The sequence below is a fragment of the Larkinella insperata genome (assembly GCF_026248825.1).
In the GTDB taxonomy this organism is placed as follows: domain Bacteria; phylum Bacteroidota; class Bacteroidia; order Cytophagales; family Spirosomataceae; genus Larkinella; species Larkinella insperata.
Genome location: NZ_CP110973.1, coordinates 2,712,163 through 2,728,979 on the forward strand (window position 1 = coordinate 2,712,163; position 16,817 = coordinate 2,728,979).

17 protein-coding genes are annotated in these 16,817 nt (G+C 53.5%); 9 read left to right on the forward strand and 8 right to left on the reverse strand.

Going from position 1 to position 16,817, the window contains the following annotated elements:
• Window positions 1–7 precede the first annotated feature (7 nt).
• Window positions 8–496 (reverse strand): GtrA family protein, encoded by a 489-nt coding sequence (locus OQ371_RS10965; protein WP_265993807.1) that lies wholly within the window; start codon window positions 494–496, stop codon window positions 8–10.
• A gap of 255 nt (window positions 497–751) precedes the next feature.
• On the opposite strand from OQ371_RS10965, the gene OQ371_RS10970 reads away from it, so the two are divergent.
• The 4 genes from OQ371_RS10970 to OQ371_RS10985 all read left to right on the forward strand — a co-directional run bounded on the left by OQ371_RS10970 (window position 752) and on the right by OQ371_RS10985 (window position 3,714).
• Window positions 752–1,843: a 5-(carboxyamino)imidazole ribonucleotide synthase gene (locus OQ371_RS10970; RefSeq protein WP_374761447.1), complete on the forward strand. Its 1,092-nt coding sequence runs from the start codon at window positions 752–754 to the stop codon at window positions 1,841–1,843.
• A gap of 63 nt (window positions 1,844–1,906) precedes the next feature.
• Window positions 1,907–2,389 carry a 5-(carboxyamino)imidazole ribonucleotide mutase gene (purE, locus tag OQ371_RS10975; protein WP_265993809.1) on the forward strand — a complete coding sequence of 161 codons (483 nt, stop codon included), beginning with the start codon at window positions 1,907–1,909 and terminating at the stop codon, window positions 2,387–2,389.
• Between the two features lie 85 nt (window positions 2,390–2,474).
• Window positions 2,475–3,257 (forward strand): LysM peptidoglycan-binding domain-containing protein, encoded by a 783-nt coding sequence (locus OQ371_RS10980; protein WP_265993810.1) that lies wholly within the window; start codon window positions 2,475–2,477, stop codon window positions 3,255–3,257.
• 70 nt (window positions 3,258–3,327) lie between these two features.
• Window positions 3,328–3,714, forward strand: coding sequence for a Dabb family protein (locus OQ371_RS10985; RefSeq protein WP_374761443.1), 387 nt, complete (start codon window positions 3,328–3,330; stop codon window positions 3,712–3,714).
• Window positions 3,715–3,795: 81 nt separating this feature from the next.
• Here the strand turns inward: OQ371_RS10985 and OQ371_RS10990 are convergent, their stop codons facing one another.
• Window positions 3,796–4,368 carry a YcxB family protein gene (locus OQ371_RS10990; protein ID WP_265993811.1) on the reverse strand — a complete coding sequence of 191 codons (573 nt, stop codon included), beginning with the start codon at window positions 4,366–4,368 and terminating at the stop codon, window positions 3,796–3,798.
• A gap of 180 nt (window positions 4,369–4,548) precedes the next feature.
• Here OQ371_RS10990 and OQ371_RS10995 point away from each other — a divergent pair, with 180 nt between their 5' ends.
• On the forward strand, window positions 4,549–5,058 hold the full coding sequence (locus OQ371_RS10995) for a phosphoribosyltransferase family protein (protein WP_265993812.1): 510 nt from the start codon (window positions 4,549–4,551) through the stop codon (window positions 5,056–5,058).
• A 288-nt stretch (window positions 5,059–5,346) separates the two neighbouring features.
• The gene (locus OQ371_RS11000) at window positions 5,347–5,766 is read left to right on the forward strand and encodes a hypothetical protein (protein WP_265993813.1); all 420 of its coding nucleotides are present in this window, start codon (window positions 5,347–5,349) and stop codon (window positions 5,764–5,766) included.
• 106 nt (window positions 5,767–5,872) lie between these two features.
• Here OQ371_RS11000 and OQ371_RS11005 read toward each other — a convergent pair whose 3' ends face one another.
• Together OQ371_RS11005 and OQ371_RS11010 are read right to left on the reverse strand one after the other, a co-directional pair.
• Window positions 5,873–7,621: a M14 family metallopeptidase gene (locus OQ371_RS11005; protein ID WP_265993814.1), complete on the reverse strand. Its 1,749-nt coding sequence runs from the start codon at window positions 7,619–7,621 to the stop codon at window positions 5,873–5,875.
• Between the two features lie 97 nt (window positions 7,622–7,718).
• Window positions 7,719–9,395: a M14 family metallopeptidase gene (locus OQ371_RS11010; RefSeq protein WP_265993815.1), complete on the reverse strand. Its 1,677-nt coding sequence runs from the start codon at window positions 9,393–9,395 to the stop codon at window positions 7,719–7,721.
• Window positions 9,396–9,518: 123 nt separating this feature from the next.
• Here OQ371_RS11010 and OQ371_RS11015 point away from each other — a divergent pair, with 123 nt between their 5' ends.
• Window positions 9,519–10,445: a sugar phosphate isomerase/epimerase family protein gene (locus tag OQ371_RS11015; RefSeq protein ID WP_265993816.1), complete on the forward strand. Its 927-nt coding sequence runs from the start codon at window positions 9,519–9,521 to the stop codon at window positions 10,443–10,445.
• 47 nt (window positions 10,446–10,492) lie between these two features.
• Here the strand turns inward: OQ371_RS11015 and OQ371_RS11020 are convergent, their stop codons facing one another.
• On the reverse strand, window positions 10,493–11,728 hold the full coding sequence (locus OQ371_RS11020; protein ID WP_265993817.1) for an ABC transporter permease: 1,236 nt from the start codon (window positions 11,726–11,728) through the stop codon (window positions 10,493–10,495).
• A gap of 6 nt (window positions 11,729–11,734) precedes the next feature.
• Complete coding sequence (locus OQ371_RS11025; protein ID WP_265993818.1) at window positions 11,735–12,361, reverse strand: ABC transporter ATP-binding protein; 627 nt, start codon at window positions 12,359–12,361, stop codon at window positions 11,735–11,737.
• 73 nt (window positions 12,362–12,434) lie between these two features.
• Here OQ371_RS11025 and purN point away from each other — a divergent pair, with 73 nt between their 5' ends.
• Window positions 12,435–13,037 (forward strand): phosphoribosylglycinamide formyltransferase, encoded by a 603-nt coding sequence (gene purN / locus OQ371_RS11030; protein ID WP_265993819.1) that lies wholly within the window; start codon window positions 12,435–12,437, stop codon window positions 13,035–13,037.
• Window positions 13,027–13,452: a YbjQ family protein gene (locus OQ371_RS11035; RefSeq protein ID WP_265993820.1), complete on the forward strand. Its 426-nt coding sequence runs from the start codon at window positions 13,027–13,029 to the stop codon at window positions 13,450–13,452. The genes purN and OQ371_RS11035 overlap by 11 nt, the downstream gene beginning before the upstream one ends.
• A gap of 3 nt (window positions 13,453–13,455) precedes the next feature.
• Here OQ371_RS11035 and OQ371_RS11040 read toward each other — a convergent pair whose 3' ends face one another.
• Together OQ371_RS11040 and carB are read right to left on the reverse strand one after the other, a co-directional pair.
• On the reverse strand, window positions 13,456–13,692 hold the full coding sequence (locus OQ371_RS11040) for a DUF4834 domain-containing protein (protein ID WP_265993821.1): 237 nt from the start codon (window positions 13,690–13,692) through the stop codon (window positions 13,456–13,458).
• 163 nt (window positions 13,693–13,855) lie between these two features.
• Entirely contained in the window at window positions 13,856–16,750 is a 2,895-nt protein-coding gene (gene carB / locus OQ371_RS11045; RefSeq protein ID WP_265993822.1) for a carbamoyl-phosphate synthase large subunit, read from the reverse strand.
• Window positions 16,751–16,817: the final 67 nt, after the last annotated feature.

Below are 16,817 nucleotides of genomic sequence, written 5' to 3' on the forward strand. Positions count from 1 at the left end.
GGACGGGTCAGAGATTCAGCAGGGCTTTCAGTTTTTCGTAGAAGCCGGTGTTCCGGAAGGTAAAGGTCTTGTGCAGAATGTAGTTGGAGACAAAACTTGCTCCCATGCCCGCCGTATGTGAAACTAACTTGTTCACATTCACGGTTTTGACCGAGTTTGGAATGGTGAAGGTGTAATGCCCGCCCTGGCTGATGGAAAAGTTGTACAAGGCCGACGCACCGTAAACCGTGATCAGGCAGGAGATCACCGATACCATCGCAAACTTTGCCATCTCCCGCCGGGTCTTGGTCGAGTTTTTAGCGTTGAAAGCCAGCAGTTTGGTGAGGAAAAAACCGATGAAAAACGAACTGACGTAGCCAATCAGCACCCCATTTTCGTACGACACATGAAACCATTCCTGAAGCAGTGAACTCACCAAGATCTGCAAAGATGCGCCAATGGCCGCTACGATAAAATACGCAATTAAGTCTTTTTGATTGAAGATTTTGTTTGTCATAATAAATGCCTTCCGCCCCAATAAGACCCGCAAATTAACAGGAAGCGTTGGAATTCGTATGAGCAAATCAGATACCAGACACGCAACTTTCGCGGCCAGCGGACCACAAACTGAGCGAGGAACGAGAAACAAGTAAGCTAAAAACTACCAGAAAGCCGGAAATGGGGCTACTTTTGCGGACGGATTTTTCTCTCTATGTCTACATTTAATCCCAACACGCGCATTGGTATTCTCGGCGGGGGGCAACTGGGGCTGATGCTGCTTCAGGCCGGTATCGACTGGAACCTGACCGTTCATATTCTCGACCCTGACGCCGAAGCGCCCTGCCGGCACCTGGCCACTTCTTTCACACAAGGCGCCCTGACTGACTACGAGACGGTCTACGAGTTTGGGCAGACCGTCGATGTGTTAACCATTGAAATTGAACGCGTTAATGTCGATGCGCTCGAAGCGCTGGAGCGCGAAGGCAAACGGGTTTTTCCGCAGCCGTCGGTTATCCGGATCATTCAGGACAAGCGGGCCCAGAAGCAGTTTTACCGTGAACACAACCTGCCCACCGCCGATTTTATCCTGACCGAAAACCGGGCCGACGTGCCGCAGCTTGTGGCTCACAACCCCGGCTTTCTGCCCGCGTTTCACAAATTGGGCCGCGATGGGTACGACGGGCGCGGGGTGCAGCGAATTGCCACGCCGGATGACTTCGAAAAAGCCTTCGACGCGCCCGGGGTGCTGGAAAAAGCCGTTGATTTTGAGAAGGAGCTGGCCGTGATTGTCGCGCGCAACGAGCAGGGACAAACCGCTACCTTCCCGACGGTCGAGATGGTTTTTCATCCCGAGCAAAATTTGGTGGAATACCTGTTTGCACCCGCGGCCATTTCGGAAGCCGTTGATCAGCAGGCGCAGGAAATTGCACGAAAAACGGCCGAAGCGTTCGGAATAGTGGGGCTGTTAGCCGTTGAATTGTTTTTAACCAAAGACGGCCAGGTGATTGTGAACGAGGTAGCTCCGCGCCCGCACAACAGCGGCCACCACACCATCCGGGCCAACGTGACCTCGCAGTTTGAACAGCACTGGCGGGCCATTCTGAACCTGCCGCTGGGCGACACTGCGATCCTGACACCGGCTGCGATGATCAACCTGCTGGGCGAACCCGGCTACAGCGGCCCGGCCCAATACGAAGGCATGGAAACCCTGCTGGCGATGCCCGGTGTATTTCCGTTTCTGTACGGTAAAAAAATAACCCGCCCGTTTCGCAAAATGGGGCATATTACCGTTATTAGTCCGGACGTAAACGGCCTGAAAGCGAAAGCCGACGCCGTGAAGGAAAACATAAAAGTCAAGAGCTAAGCTGATGAGTTATGGCGGGTTCGACGCAAGGAATTCATCATTTATAATTTAGAAGTAAAAAAGATGGTTGGAATTATCATGGGCAGCAGCTCGGACCTGAAGGTCATGCAGGAGGCTGCGGATATCTTGACAGAGCTGGGGGTTTCGTACGAAATTGACGTTGTGTCGGCCCACCGAACGCCGGAAAAAATGGTGGAGTACGGAAAAACCGCCCGCCAGCGGGGCCTGAAGGTCGTTATTGCCGGGGCGGGTGGGGCGGCCCATTTGCCCGGTATGGTCGCTTCGCTGACCACGCTGCCGGTGATTGGCGTACCTGTTAAATCCAGCAACTCCATCGACGGCTGGGATTCCGTTCTGTCGATTCTGCAAATGCCGTCGGGCGTGCCGGTGGCAACGGTTGCCCTGAACGGGGCCCGCAATGCCGGGATTCTGGCGGCCCAGATCGTGGGTACGTTTGACGAAAAGGTCGCCCAGCAGTTGCAGGATTATAAAGAAGATATGAAATTGAAAGTCGAAAAAATGAGTCAGGAAGTGAAGAACAGTTGATGGCGGGTTCAGGTTGAATAAAGGATCAAGTTGAAATAAACCGCTTCAGCCAACTTCTGTCCAACGCTGAACCGAAAATCCCACTATGGAAACCGAAAATGCGAAGCGAAATCCCCGGCCTGCGGAAAGCTCCAGTTTGCCCACCATTACGCTGGCCGTTCTGGTTCTGACGATTCTGGCCCTGTTATACATTGGTTATGAGTACGTAGCCGACGACACAAAAGGTTCGGAAGAACTGACCAGTGTTGCCCTGGATACAACCGTACAGAAACCGGCCGAACTGCCCATCGAACCGGAGCTGGCCGCTCCGATTGAGATCGATACGTCCAGCCGGAATGCTCCGGTGGATTTGTCGCAGTCGGCCCCGGCCCCCCTGGAAGAGGAGGTGGCTAAAAAACCGGCGCTGGATTCGGAAGAACGCCCGGCCACGAGTGAGTCAGCCTCCAGCAAACCGGTGGCTGAAACGCGGGAAGAAAAACCGGCCCGGGAGGAGAAACCCGCCGAGGAAAAACCGAAAGAGGAGAAGAAAGAGACGCCCAAGGCCACCGCACCGGCGGGCGGGGTTTCCATGACGCATACCGTGAAACCCGGCGAAACCATTTACAGCGTGGCCACTAAATATAACTTGTCGGTCAATACGCTGAAGGCGCTGAACCCGAATCTGGAAGGCAACGATGTGAAAGCCAACGTGACGAAGCTGAAAGTGAAAGCACGGGCGTATCATACCGTCGGGCCGGGCGACATCCTGCGGGTGGTGGCCGAAAAATACGGTATAACGGTTGACGCCCTGATGAAAGCCAACGGTAAAACCAAAAATTACGCGGCCCGGGGTGAAAAGCTGATCATCCCGTACGCCGAAAAACAGTAGATAGTAGTTTTCCGAATCAATTCACTTTTTAACCATACTGCGCCCGCAGATTGACTGACCATCCGATTACATGAAAACCATTTTTGCCACCCTTCTTTTCGTTGGTCTCGCCCTGACCGGCGCTACCGCCCAAAAAAAAATGACTAAAGGTGACCTGCAGCACGTAGTGCTATTCAAATTCAAACCGGAAACAACGCCCGAGAAAGTAAAGGAAATCGTCGCGGCTTTTGAAGCGTTGCCGTCGAAAATCAAAGAGATTAAAGGCTTTAAATGGGGAACCAACAACAGCCCCGAAGGCCACGATAAAGGATTGACGCACGCCTTTATTCTGACGTTCGACAACGAGAAGGACCGGGATACTTACCTGCCGCATCCGGCCCACAAGGAATTCGGTAAAATCGTTGGTCCGTGGCTGGCGGATTTAACCGTCGTCGATTTCACGAATCAGGCGAAATAAAACGAACGGGAGGAAGAAAAGAGAGGATAGAAGCCGTCGGCTCCGTCCTTTCCTTTCTTCCTCCCTTTTTTGTTTGCCTTTTTATTCTTTCCCTTCCGCCAGGAATCCTTTCCGTCTCAGGAGCGTATCCATAAACTTCAGCTCATTTTCGGTCGTGAAGATGGAGTAGGGCAGGTATAAAAACTGGGCGTCTTTCATACCTTTGGCAACAATTTTAGCCAGCCAGTTTACCTTCATCCCGTTCGTGGCCTGGTCGTTGGACACCACCATTACGTAGGCATCCTTGTCTTTCTTGACGCTCCGGATCTGATCCCATTTTAGAATACCGCCTTCGCGGGCGTTCAGTTTCAGCAGAATCTGGCGGCTGTCGATTTCGTAGACGTACTTCTGAAACAGCGCTTTGGTTTGTTCCATCTGTGTGATGCCCGTAAACTGCACCGCCCAGAAAAGAACGTACACCACCGTCAGCAGGACAATCAGGAGGTAAATCCACCAGGTACTGGTTAAAACGCCGGTTACATCCAGCACAATCGTGGTAATCAGGAGAACCAGCGGGATAAGCCCCCAGTACCAGTTCTGTTTTACCCAGCTACGCATCGCCAGACTGATGTAGGTTTTCTGGTCAAGAGCGTATTTTTTGGTTTTAATAATCATTGAAATAAATAAACTTTAGAGAAGAGATTGGAGATAAGAGAATAAAGAGAAAGTTACGCAACGCCTTTTGTCCCTCGTCTTAACTCTCTTGTCTGAATCAGTTTGCAAAAATACAAAAAGGCTTTGTTTATTTTGAGCCTTGAACGTTTTCGGTTACTTTTCATTTTTAATTACCCGTTTATGACCTCCGAGATTACCCAGATTCTGACGCGCGTGCAGGTAGAGCAGAAGATCCGTCGGATCGCGTTTGAGATTTACGAGAACAACTTCGAAGAATCGGAAGTGATCCTGGCCGGGGTGTCGGGCGAGGGTCATGTGCTGGCCCAGCGGCTGGCGGAAGTCATTCAGCAGATTGCCCCGCTGCATGCCACCGTCATGAAAATCAAGCTGGATAAAACCCTGCGGCAGCAACCTTCCATTCACCTGGATGGGGCCGAAACGGTTTTTACCGGCAAATCGGTCATTGTGGTCGACGACGTGCTGAACTCGGGCCGGACCCTGGCGTTTGCGCTGCAACCCTTCCTGAACGTGCCGCTGACCAGCCTGAAAGTAGCGGTTATTGTTGATCGCGACCATAAACGGTACCCGGTTGCCGCCGATTACATTGGTTATAAACTATCAACTACGCTCACTGAGCACGTCGAGGTAATCCTGAGCGACGAGGATCGAATGGGCGTTTACCTGCGCTAAAATGGGACGGGGCGTCGGTTGATCGGCTGCCTGCATTCTCGTCTCACATTGCACTCCAAACCGGTTATTGACGACTCTCCCGTAGGGGCAGAGCCAATACATTCTGCCGTTTTATCCACAAAATACTGGTTTTCGTGGATTGTCCTCGAGTGGCCCGCCGTCTACCTTTGTCTTCAGGAACGGATAATCCTGGCTGGTTCTTAACGCACCGGGAGCAGGCGCAAAGGTTCAACGCAACCAGTGCCGAAATCCGTACTTGGCGAGACTTGTAACCAATCTGTCAATACCATGAAAAATCTGCTTTGCCTCTTGTTGCTGGTTGCTTCCCCGGTTTTTGCGCAGTCGGACGGACTGTTCAGGAAAGGAAATACGGTCTACGTAGAGTCGACCTCGAAAAATCAGAATAGTCAGGAAACGGAACAGGCCTTTTCGGAGAGCCTGCGCGAGTCAGGATTCTGGAACGTGGTGTCGGAAAAGCAACAGGCCAATTACATCATTAAACTGGACGTTGAAGCGAGCAAAGGCATTACGCTCACGTCCTGGGGAGGGACCTCCATCGGCTGCCGGGCTAAAATTTATAACAAGAATGAAGCGCTGGTCTGGGAGTCCGATACGTACCGCGTAAGTCCAAATGGCACAAACGGCTTCAACGCCAAGAAAGCGTCGGCCCGGAAACTGGCCAGAGCTATCGAACGAAAAGTGAAATAAATGAGGAGACAAACGATAAAAAGCCCGCTCTACGCGGGCTTTTTACACATGCAACGCTGGTTCTGAGTTGCAGAGACGGCTTTCCGGGCCGGAATAAAACGCCATACTACAGCGTTTTCTCCACCATCCCGCCTTTCCGGCTATCCACCGAAACCGTGTATTTGCCATTGCCTCCTCCTTTCACAATCCAGCGGACTTTCACGTAACCCATGCCCGGAATGTTCGGCACTTCCACTGTGGCCGGATTGTTTTTCTGCTCCCGCGTGATGTTCAGGTCGGCATTTTCAACAATCATGGCCGCCAGCGGGGTAACGCCTTTCAGGGTGATGTAATCAGGCCGTTCGATCTTGAATCGGATGTCGTGCGACGAGTGGGTCGGAATCACGCGCTGGTTGACGATGGTTGCCGTTACTTCCGTCAGGCCGTTGCCGAGCGGTTTCGAGGTAATGGCCTGCACGTCCAGTTTTGGTGTCTGGTGGGCGTGGAAGAGAGTAAAAGCCATATTTCGGTGGGCGTCTTCCTCGAGCATAAAACCGGGGTGGTTCCGGATGTAATTCTTCTTCGGTCCGCCAATCTCAATGTCGCCGTACTGCGGGTGTTTGAACGGTTTCCAGGGCACGTAAGCATCATCGAACAGCAGGTATTTTCCAAACTGGTTGTACTCGTCGTTCTGGCCGGTCGCCCCCGGTTTTTGCCGGAACAACAGGTACGAGGTCATCAGCTCGTTCGAGAATGTAAAAATGCCCCGGCCCAGGGCCAGCCAGTCGATTTCACCACCATACACCGTGTACAAGTCTTTATAAATCACGTAATAATTATAACCGGGAATGATTTTCTCACCCGCGCGCCCGATCACGTCGTACACCGCAATATCGCCCGGGGTATAATACTGCTGGTCTTCCTCGGCCCCCGGCCCGCGCAGAAACTGCCCCCCGAAGTTGTGGTAACTCTGCGCCCCGGCAATGTTCGGGTGGCCCATGATGAACTTCTTAATGGCCTGCGTTTCGGGGAGCGTTCCGGGATAGAAAAGTGCGCCGTTCTGGACGTAATTGGGTTGCCAGCCCCAGCCCCAGTCGCGGTTGGGGTCATAATACCCGGCCACGTCTTCGTTGACCAGCCCGTCACCGTCGTTGTCGATGCCTTCGTAGCCCAGCATCTCGTAGTCACCCGGTTCGTCGGGTTTCGCCGGAATCATGCGCGTCGGGTCGTTGGGGTCCTGTTTCATGCGGCCCAGCGGGGTTTTCCGGCGCATCAGCACAATGTTACCGTCGCCGTCCAGATCGTCGTACTTGTCCTCATCGGCTTCACCGTCGCCATCGTCGTCGAGCGGCATCAGGCCCGAGCGGGGTGAGTTTGGGTTGTTCGGATTTTTAATGAAATCTTCCCGCGCATCGGGGTTAATGGTGGGGGCAATGTAAAACACCTTGTCTTTCAGCAACTGCGTCGTAAACTCCACCGTTCCGAAATTTTCGGCCAGGTACCAGGCCGTGTACATGGCGATTTCCGAACCCTGCAATTCGTTGGAGTGAATGTTGCCGTCGATGTAAAAACCGGGTTTTCGCTCGGCATTACCGGTTTTGAAGTCACTGACGACCAGCACCCACAAATCGCGGCCCTGGAACGACTTGCCCATCGATTCTACCCGGACCAGGTTCGGATGCGCTTTCGCCATATCCTGGCAGAATTTGGTAATACCGGCGTAGTCGTTGTAGTGGTTCCAGCGCATCGGCACTTTCGGATTAGCTGGGGAGCCCACGGCCCGCAAGCCCGTCAGGTCGTCATTCTGGGCCGGCTTCTGCTGCGCCGACATGCCAAACGGCAGGATAGCTAGTAAGATTAAAAGTAGCTTTTTCATAGTATTTTCTTCTCCGCTAAACTCTGCTGTGCTCTGCATCACTCTGCGCAATGGCTTTTGAAATCGCTTCGCGGAGTTAAGCAGAGAATGGCACAGTTTAGCGGAGGGTTATGTCGATGGATTTGATACCGGTCATGGCGTTACCGGCTTCAAGGGTGGCGCGGCCCGTACCGGAGACGAGAAACGTAACTTCCATGGATTCGCCAGCCGCCATCGGACTGCGCAGAATCCGCTTCCGGCCCGAGACGACGGTTTGACCGTTGCCCGTGCGCAACTCAACTTTCATTTTGGGAACAAACCGCACGCGGTCGCCAATTTCGGAACCCGTTGGCAGCAGTCCCCGGTTGATTACCTGCGCCGTTACGCGGGTCAGCCCCCCGGAGAGTGATTCTGTACGCAGGTTGACCACGTCGATTTCCGGCATCTGGCGGACGAAAGCCGTCAGGAATTTCAGGTGTTTGTCGGCTGCGTCGTTCAGCAGCGAAACCGGTGGATTCAATCTGGCAAACGGGGCAATTCCGCCCACTTCTGCTTTCCGGCCCGGAAAATCGGGGTGCTCGATGGGTTGCCAGTTGATAAAAACATCGCGGAGGTTGTTGGCGTCGGCCCATTTCAGGAGCTTCACATCTTCGTTATCCGACGGTTTTGCGTTGCTTTTTCCTTTGGTCGTATCCGTCGAAGCCGTGGTTTTCGGAACCCACCAACCCGGTGTGGAGAAGCTGAACCGACCGTAGTGGTAGTAGGCCGTCTGGGCAAAATTACCTTTGGTGGGCGGCATAGCCGGAGCGTCTTTCAAACCCGTTTGGCCGTTGTAAAGCCGGGAAACCTGTTCGCCAACGGGCGCGTCTTTTTCCAGAATACCGGTAATGACGCGCCGAATGGTTTTGGTCCGGTCAAACTTGAGAGCTTCGGAGAGGTTGTTGTACGGCCCAAAGGTAAACACGGCATAAACGTTCGGGGCTTTGTACAAAAAATCGAGCAGCGCACGGCTTTCGGGTTCCGACACTGGCATTTCCCCCGAGCCCGGGGTGAAAAAGGGGTAATCAAATGTGAAGTTTTTGTCCAGATCGATGCCGCCCGCCCCGTCTTCATTGAAGGCCCCGTCTTTGTCGGTATCGGTTCCTTCCGAAATCAACACGTAGCGCCCGGTTTCGCCTTTGGCCGGATCCGCTTTGACCAGCACCCGCGGGTCATCTTTGCTGGCAACGAACGTACCGGTCGGGTCTTCCACCCGGATTTGCGTAATCAAACCGTCTTTGTTCAGGTCCTCGAACGGATCTTCGTTTAACCGGCCGTCGCGGTCATCGTCGGTAGCGGTGTTGTTACCGACTCGCTCGTAGCGTGGTCTGGCCGCGAATTGCTCCTGGGCGTCGGGGTTGATGCTGGGAAAGATGTAGAACGTTTTACTGGACAGTAAACGCGCCACGCTATCCTGATTGGCCGCTGATAACAATTTTTCGGCGAGCTGAACAGCCAGTTCCGTACCCGCCAGATGGGGACCATATACACCGGCGACAAGGGCGATGGCCGGTTTCTGGGCCGCCGTTCCGCGACCGAGTGTCAGAAGCCAAATGTCTTTTCCACCGGGTGATTTACCGATGGACTGGAGGTTGGCAAACGTACCGTATCGGTTACTAAGACTTTTCAGCCGGTTGGCAAGTTCAGCAGCGGACGAGTAAGGTTTACTGGCAGAAGATTGAGCGACTGACTCGGTATGGTAAAGTAAACAGCTTACAAAGGCCCCCAACAAAGCCAGCAAAGAGCGGTATTTCATGAAAAACGGGTGAGCAATCCTAAAAAACGAAGTGAAGCGTTAAATTTAAATAAATTGCCGTAAAGTTACCTCGTAATTTAAAAGGGTCAAGTTTTGCTATTCCTAACCTCAATTCAGTAACAAATGACTATTGATCGTCGTAATTTTTTACACGCTTTGGCTGGTGTATCGGTCTTGAGCCCCGCAACGGCTTTGAGCAGCAACAAAGCCGTACTGGCCGACCGGCCCAAAATTGCCTGTAATCAGTACACTTGGCACACCTTTTACCAGCGTGAAGGGCGTAATTGGGGCGCTGATCTGGATGCATCGCTGGCTGACTTTGTGAAATCGGGTATCATCGGTTATGAACCGTCAGTGAATTCGGCGGAGGAGATTCGCACGCTGGCGCCGTTGCTGAAAAAGCACAAGCTGGAAATGCATTCGCTGTACGTTAACAGCACGCTGCACAAAGCCGACGAAGCCGATAAAACACTGGCGACCGTCACGGCCATTGCCGATGCCGCCAAGCCGTTGGGACTGAAAATTGTGGTTACCAATCCGAGTCCGATTCAGTGGGGAAGTGCGGAAGACAAAACCGATAGCCAATTAACCGTTCAGGCCCGCAATCTGGACCGGCTGGGAGCCGAACTGAAGAAACGGGGCATGACGCTGGCGTACCACACGCACGACGTCGAGATGCGGAACGCGGCCCGTGAGTTTCACCACATGATGCTGGCGACGGACCCCGCCCATGTGTCGCTTTGTCTGGATGTTCACTGGATTTACCGCGGCTCCGGCAACTCGCAGACAGCGCTGTTTGACATTGTAAAGCTGTACGGCAAACGGATTGCGGAGCTGCACCTGCGGCAGTCGAAAAATGGGGTTTGGGGCGAAACGTTCGGGGAGGGCGACATCGACTATTTGCGACTGGCGAACGAATTGAAGACCATCGGCATTCGTCCGCATCTGGTGTTGGAGCAGTGCATCGAAAAAGAATCGCCCCGCACGATGGACGCCGTGATGGCCCACCGGCTGGATTTGCAATACGTAGAGAAAGTATTTGGCACGTGAAGATAGCGCGGGTCGCCGACGGTCTTTGGCGACCCGCGCCAGGTTGTTTATTCTTCGGCCAGCGTTCGGGAAATGTTCATTCGGTAAACGCCCAGCGCCGGAAGGGCGGCCGCCAGAATACCGATCAGAACGGCTACGCCCAGCACCAACCATTCTTCCGGCAGGATGCTGATGTTGTTTAGGCTATAGTGGAAGCTCTGCTCGGCGCGCATGGAAAACAGCAGCAGTCCGACGCGGCTCAGAATCAGGCCGAGCACAAAGCCAATCAGCGACAACACCAGGCCCTCGAGCAGCAGCATTCCAAACAACTGGGTTCGTCCGGCGCCCATCGACAGCATCAGGGCCATTTCGTACTTACGTTCTTTCAACGAATTATAAAGCGACACAAACACGCTGATTCCGGCAATGAGCATGATGGCAACGGCCAGCCCGCGCAGGGTCTCGACGCCGATGCCCAGCAACGAAAACAGCCGGTTGATTTCGATGGAAGGGAGAGCCGCCTGCAATTTGGAGTTGTTGTTGATGCCCCGGGCAATCATCATACCCATCGGATTCCGGAATTTAATCAGCATGCTGGTAATCTCGCGCGCTTCTTCGGCTTCGTGTTCATGTTCGTGATCATGATCTTCTTCGAGGTCTTCCACGGTCTCACCTTCGTGCTCTTCGTGGTGCGCGTGAATGGCCCAAACGCTCGATAGCGGGGTCAGAATCAGCTGGTCGATGACGGTATTGCTGGGGTTAAAAATCCCGACCACCTTGTATTTCGTGTTGCCGTGCTCTTCACCCTCGCCGTCCAGACCGTGTGAACCGGAAAACGTATCCCCGATTTTCAGGCCGGTGATTTCCGCCACGCGGGCCCCAATCGTCGCTTCCAGTTCTTTCTGAAACAGCGTTCCCTGGGCAACGGTGGCTTCAAAATGATCAACGTATTTTTTGTCTGTACCGACAATCCGGAAGGTTTGGTAACTGTCGCCCATTGACAACGGAATGGCGGTTTTGATCATCGGGTTCCGGGTGAGCCGCTGGGCTTCTTCGAGCGGGATGTTGCCCGTCGGGGCGTCGATCTGGTAAATGCTCGACAGAATCAGCTGCAGGGGACTGCCTTTGGCACCCAGCACCATGTCGATGCCTTTGACGTTGCGGGAAAACTGCTCGTCCAGTTGCTTGTTCAGCAGCAGCAACAGCGAGATGATCGTGATGCCCAGCGTCATTAGCAAGCCACTCAGGAAGCTGCTGAGCGGTTTGTCTTTCAGGTTGGCCCAGCTTATTTTTAACAGATTCATAATAGATTACAGAATCACCTGATTCGAAAATTCATCTTTCAACCGCTGGTCGTGCGTCACCACGATCAAACTAGCGCCAATTTGTTCCGACTGTTCGCGCAGCAGGGCTACCACCCGGGCGCAGTTCACATCATCAAGGCTGGAAGTGGGTTCGTCGGCCAGAATAACGCCCGGTTTGTTCATCACGGCGCGCGCAATGCTGACGCGTTGCTGTTCGCCCTGACTCATCTGGTGGGTTCGTTTGCCGAGGTGGTCGGCGAAGCCCAGGTGCGTGGCCAGTTCGCGGGCGCGGCTTCTGTCCTGCGGTTTTTCCGCTAAATAGTTTGCCATGAGCAGATTATCCATAACCGAAAGCGAGCTGACAAAGTGCGGTTTCTGGTAGATGATGCCCACGTGAGCCGCCCGGAATGCCGCCGTTTTCGCGGGTGATAATTGCGTCAGATCGGTCTGGTCGATGGTGATGGAGCCGCTTTCGGGGCGCAGCAGTAGGGCCAGCAAATGCAGAAACGTCGTTTTACCGGTACCAGAATTTCCCAGAATCAAAACCGCTTCGCGATCGTTGCAGCGAATGTCCGGAAAAGAAAACCGCTTGGTTGGAGAGTACGAAAAGGTCAGTTGATGCGATTGAAGCATACGGCTAATATCATCAATTTTTGCTAAAGATACGTAGGTTTGTAGCGTTATTGCATTATCTACTGTTGAATCCATGAAGCGAATTGCCATTTTTGCGTCCGGCTCCGGAACCAATGCCGAGAAGATTGCCGGTTACCTGACCGACCATCCCGACATTGAAGTCACGCTGATTTTGTCGAACAACCCCAAAGCCGGAATCATCGACCGGGCGCGCAAGGGTTTCGGCCCCGACCGGAAGCTGCACGTGCCGGTGCTGGTGTTCGACCGGGCGACGTTTTACGAGAGCAACCGAATCGTGGAATTGCTGCAGAAGCAGGAAATTGACCTGGTGGTGCTGGCGGGTTTTATGTGGCTGATACCAGAAGCCCTGGTAAAAGCGTTTCCTCAACGGATGATCAACATTCACCCGGCTTTGTTACCCAAATACGGCGGTAAGGGGATGTACGGGCATTTCGTGCACGAAGCCGTTGTGGCCGCCGGGGAGTCGCAATCGGGCATTACGATTCATTACGTGAACGAACGGTACGACGAAGGAAGTATCATTTTTCAGGCTTCCTGCGAAGTGGACCCGCAGGATACGCCGGAGGATGTTGCCCGGAAAGTGCAGGTGCTGGAACACCGGTATTATCCGGAGATCGTCGTGAAGGTATTAGAAACGATGAAGAATGAACCATAAATCGAACTCGGGAAAGAAATCTGCCTGGCTGGGCCTGGTGATTATGATGGTGAGCCTGACCGGTTGCTTCCGGCCCGCCATTCCCATATCCATGTCGCCCAATTATCCAGTAGAGGTGTTCTACGAAAACCAGCAGCCCGACCGGCCGTTTACCGAGATGGAGTGGCTGGAATACAAGGAGGAAGTGCCGCTGGCCGATCAGCAGAAACCGCAAAAGGGGCGGATGGTGAAACGGGGCAACAACGTCGAGCAGAAAGAATTACTGCTGGCACGGCTGACAATGCAGGCCAAAAAAATGGGAGCCGATGCGCTGATTGCGGTCCGGTATCAATATTACAGTTCGGCGACGGTAAACGGGTATTCGATGCGGGGCATGGCCGTCAAATACCAGAAGGAGCGGGAAGTAGGGCAGTAAACCTTACTTTACTTCCGTATAATCAACGTATTCGCCCCCCTTCAGCTTGGACTCATTCGCGCCGGAAGGCGACGTGTGGACGCGGGTTTCGCCTTCACGGGTTCCGCGGTTGAAGTGTTCGTTAGCCTTGCGTTGTTCTTTCGCCAGTTGCCGACCAACCAGTAACCAAAAGAAAAACCGGCGTACCGGCGGGACGAACGCAATTAAAAGCAGAAGAACGAATAAGAATTTAAAAATCATGCTGAACAACAATCAGGGTCGGTTATCAGATACAAGTATAACGCAAAAGCCAGAAAAACAGTTGCCCTACTGATATTATAAAATACTTAAAAAAGCACCGCCACCCTGTCAACGGTTGTAAAACCGGATCAGTGGTGGCGGTGCGGTTATTTTTCAGTGGTTCTTACCGACTCAGGTACAAATTCCGTTCAGAGTAAACTTTCTGAAAGAAATCATCTTCCAGATCGTCGATGAAGTAAATGCCTTCACCGGTCGATTTCATTTCCGGACCGAGTTCTTTGTTTACGTTCGGGAACTTGTTGAAAGAGAATACCGGAATCTTGATGGCATAGCCTTTTTTCACCGGCTTGAAGTCGAAATCCTTCACCTTTTTATCGCCCAGCATCACCTTCGTCGCGTAATTGACATACGGCTCTTGGTAAGCTTTGCAGATAAACGGCACCGTCCGCGACGCCCGGGGATTGGCTTCGATGATGTACACCACCTCGTCCTTCACCGCAAACTGAATGTTGATCAGCCCGACGGTATTCAGCGCTTTGGCGATGGTGCGGGTGTGCTCTTCAATTTGCTTGATCACATTATCGCTCAGGTCGAACGTCGGCAGAACCGCATACGAGTCGCCGGAGTGAATACCGGCCGGTTCGATGTGTTCCATCACGCCGATGATGTACACGTCCTCACCGTCGCAGATGGCATCGGCTTCGGCTTCGATGGCATTCTCCAGGAAGTGATCGAGCAGGATGTTATTGTCCGGGATGTCGTGCAGAATCTTGACCACGTGCTGCTCCAGTTCCTGTTCGTTCAGGACAATTTTCATACTCTGGCCACCCAACACGTAGCTGGGGCGCACCAGCAGCGGGAAACCGAGCTCGCGCGACAGTTCGACGGCTTCGTCGGAACCGCGCACCGTGCCGAATTTCGGATACGGGATGTTGTGATCCCGCAGCAAAGCCGAGAAACGACCCCGGTCTTCGGCCAGATCAAGGGACTCATAATCCGTACCGATGATCTTGATGCCGTACCGCGTTAGTTTTTCGGCCATTTTGAGGGCCGTCTGGCCGCCCAGCTGTACGATAACACCCACGGGGTTCTCGTGCATAATGATGGCGTGGACGTGCTCCCAGAACACCGGCTCAAAGTAGAGCTTGTCGGCAATGTCCGGATCGGTCGAGACGGTTTCGGGATTACAGTTAATCATGATCGTCTCGTAACCGGCCTCCTTAGCGGCCAACACCCCGTGTACGCAGGAGTAATCAAATTCAATCCCCTGGCCGATGCGGTTGGGGCCTGAACCCAGAATAACAACCTTTTTGCGTTCGCTGGTGATGGATTCGTTTCCGGCCAGGACGCCAACCGGGAAAGCGCCCTGCTCGGGCGTTTCGGTGCCCTCAATCGGCAATTGCGGGCTGTTGAAGGTCGAATAATAGTAAGGCGTCCGGGCTTCAAATTCGGCCGCACAGGTATCCACGCATTTGAACACGCGCCGGATATTGTGCTCTTGCCGGAAATTATAAATCTTGCTTTCCTTCACGCCCAGCAGGTGCGCCAGCTGGCGGTCGGCATAGCCTTTCTGCTTGGCTTTCAGGATCAAAGCGGGCGGAACGTCTTCCAGATCGTAGTGGCCAATTTCGCGCTCCAGTTCCACCAGCTCCTCAATCTGGTAGAGGAACCATTTATCGATTTTGGTCAGATTCTGGATGGTCTTGAACGACAAACCGGCTTTGAACGCGTCGTAGATATGGAACATCCGGTTCCAGCTTGGGTGGGCCAGGCTGTATTTGATGGCTTCCTGATCGGTCAGTTCCTTGCCGTCGGCGCCCAATCCGTTGCGCCGGATTTCCAGCGACTGGCAGGCTTTCTGCAGGGCTTCCTGGAAGTTACGGCCAATGCCCATCGCTTCACCCACCGACTTCATTTGGAGGCCCAGCGAGCGGTCAGAACCCGGGAATTTATCGAAATTCCAGCGCGGCACTTTCACGATCACGTAGTCGATGGCGGGTTCGAAGAATGCCGAGGTGGAGCCGGTGATCGGGTTGATCAACTCGTCCAGGTTGTAGCCAATCGACATTTTGGCCGCGATTTTGGCAATCGGATAGCCCGTTGCCTTCGAAGCCAAAGCCGACGAACGGCTGACCCGCGGGTTGATTTCAATGGCAATAATATCGTCGTTTTCGGGATTAACGGAGAACTGAACGTTACAGCCGCCCGCAAATTTCCCGATACCGTCCATCATTTTGATGGCCAGGTCGCGCATTTTCTGGTACAACGTGTCGGGGAGCGTCATGGCCGGAGCCACGGTGATGCTGTCGCCCGTGTGAATTCCCATCGGGTCGAAGTTTTCGATGGAGCAGATGATGATGAAGTTACCGGCACCGTCGCGCAGCAACTCCAGCTCGTATTCCTTCCAGCCCATAACCGACTGCTCGATCAGAACTTCGTGAACCGGCGACGCGTGCAGACCGTTGTTCAGGGCCTTGTCAAAATCTTCGGGTTTATCGACGAAGCCGCCCCCGGTTCCGCCCAGCGTGAAAGAGGGCCGGATCACGAGCGGGAAGCCGATTTCCTGCGCAATTTCCTTGCCTTCCAGGAACGAACGAGCCGTGCGACCCTGGCAAACGCCAACGCCCAGTTCGAGCATCTTCAGCCGGAATTTCTCGCGGTCTTCGGTGGTCTCGATGGCTTTGATGTCAACGCCGATGATGCGAACCCCGTATTTGGTCCAGACCCCGGCCTTGTCGCATTCGATGGCCAGGTTCAGGGCCGTCTGACCGCCCATGGTGGGCAACACCGCGTCAATGGGATGGCCTTCTTCCTGATGTTTCTTGAGAATCTCGACAATGGATTTTTTCTCGAGCGGTTTCAGGTAGACGTAATCCGCATTGATGGGGTCCGTCATGATGGTGGCCGGATTCGAGTTGATCAGCGATACCTCGATCCCTTCTTCGCGAAGCGAACGGGCCGCCTGTGAACCCGCATAGTCGAATTCACACGCCTGACCAATGACGATGGGGCCGGAGCCAATAATAAGAATCGAACGAATGGAAGAATCTTTGGGCATTACTGTGAGGAAAATGAATAATGAATCGTTACGTCAAACCGTTGAAACGCAACAAAAAACAATCACT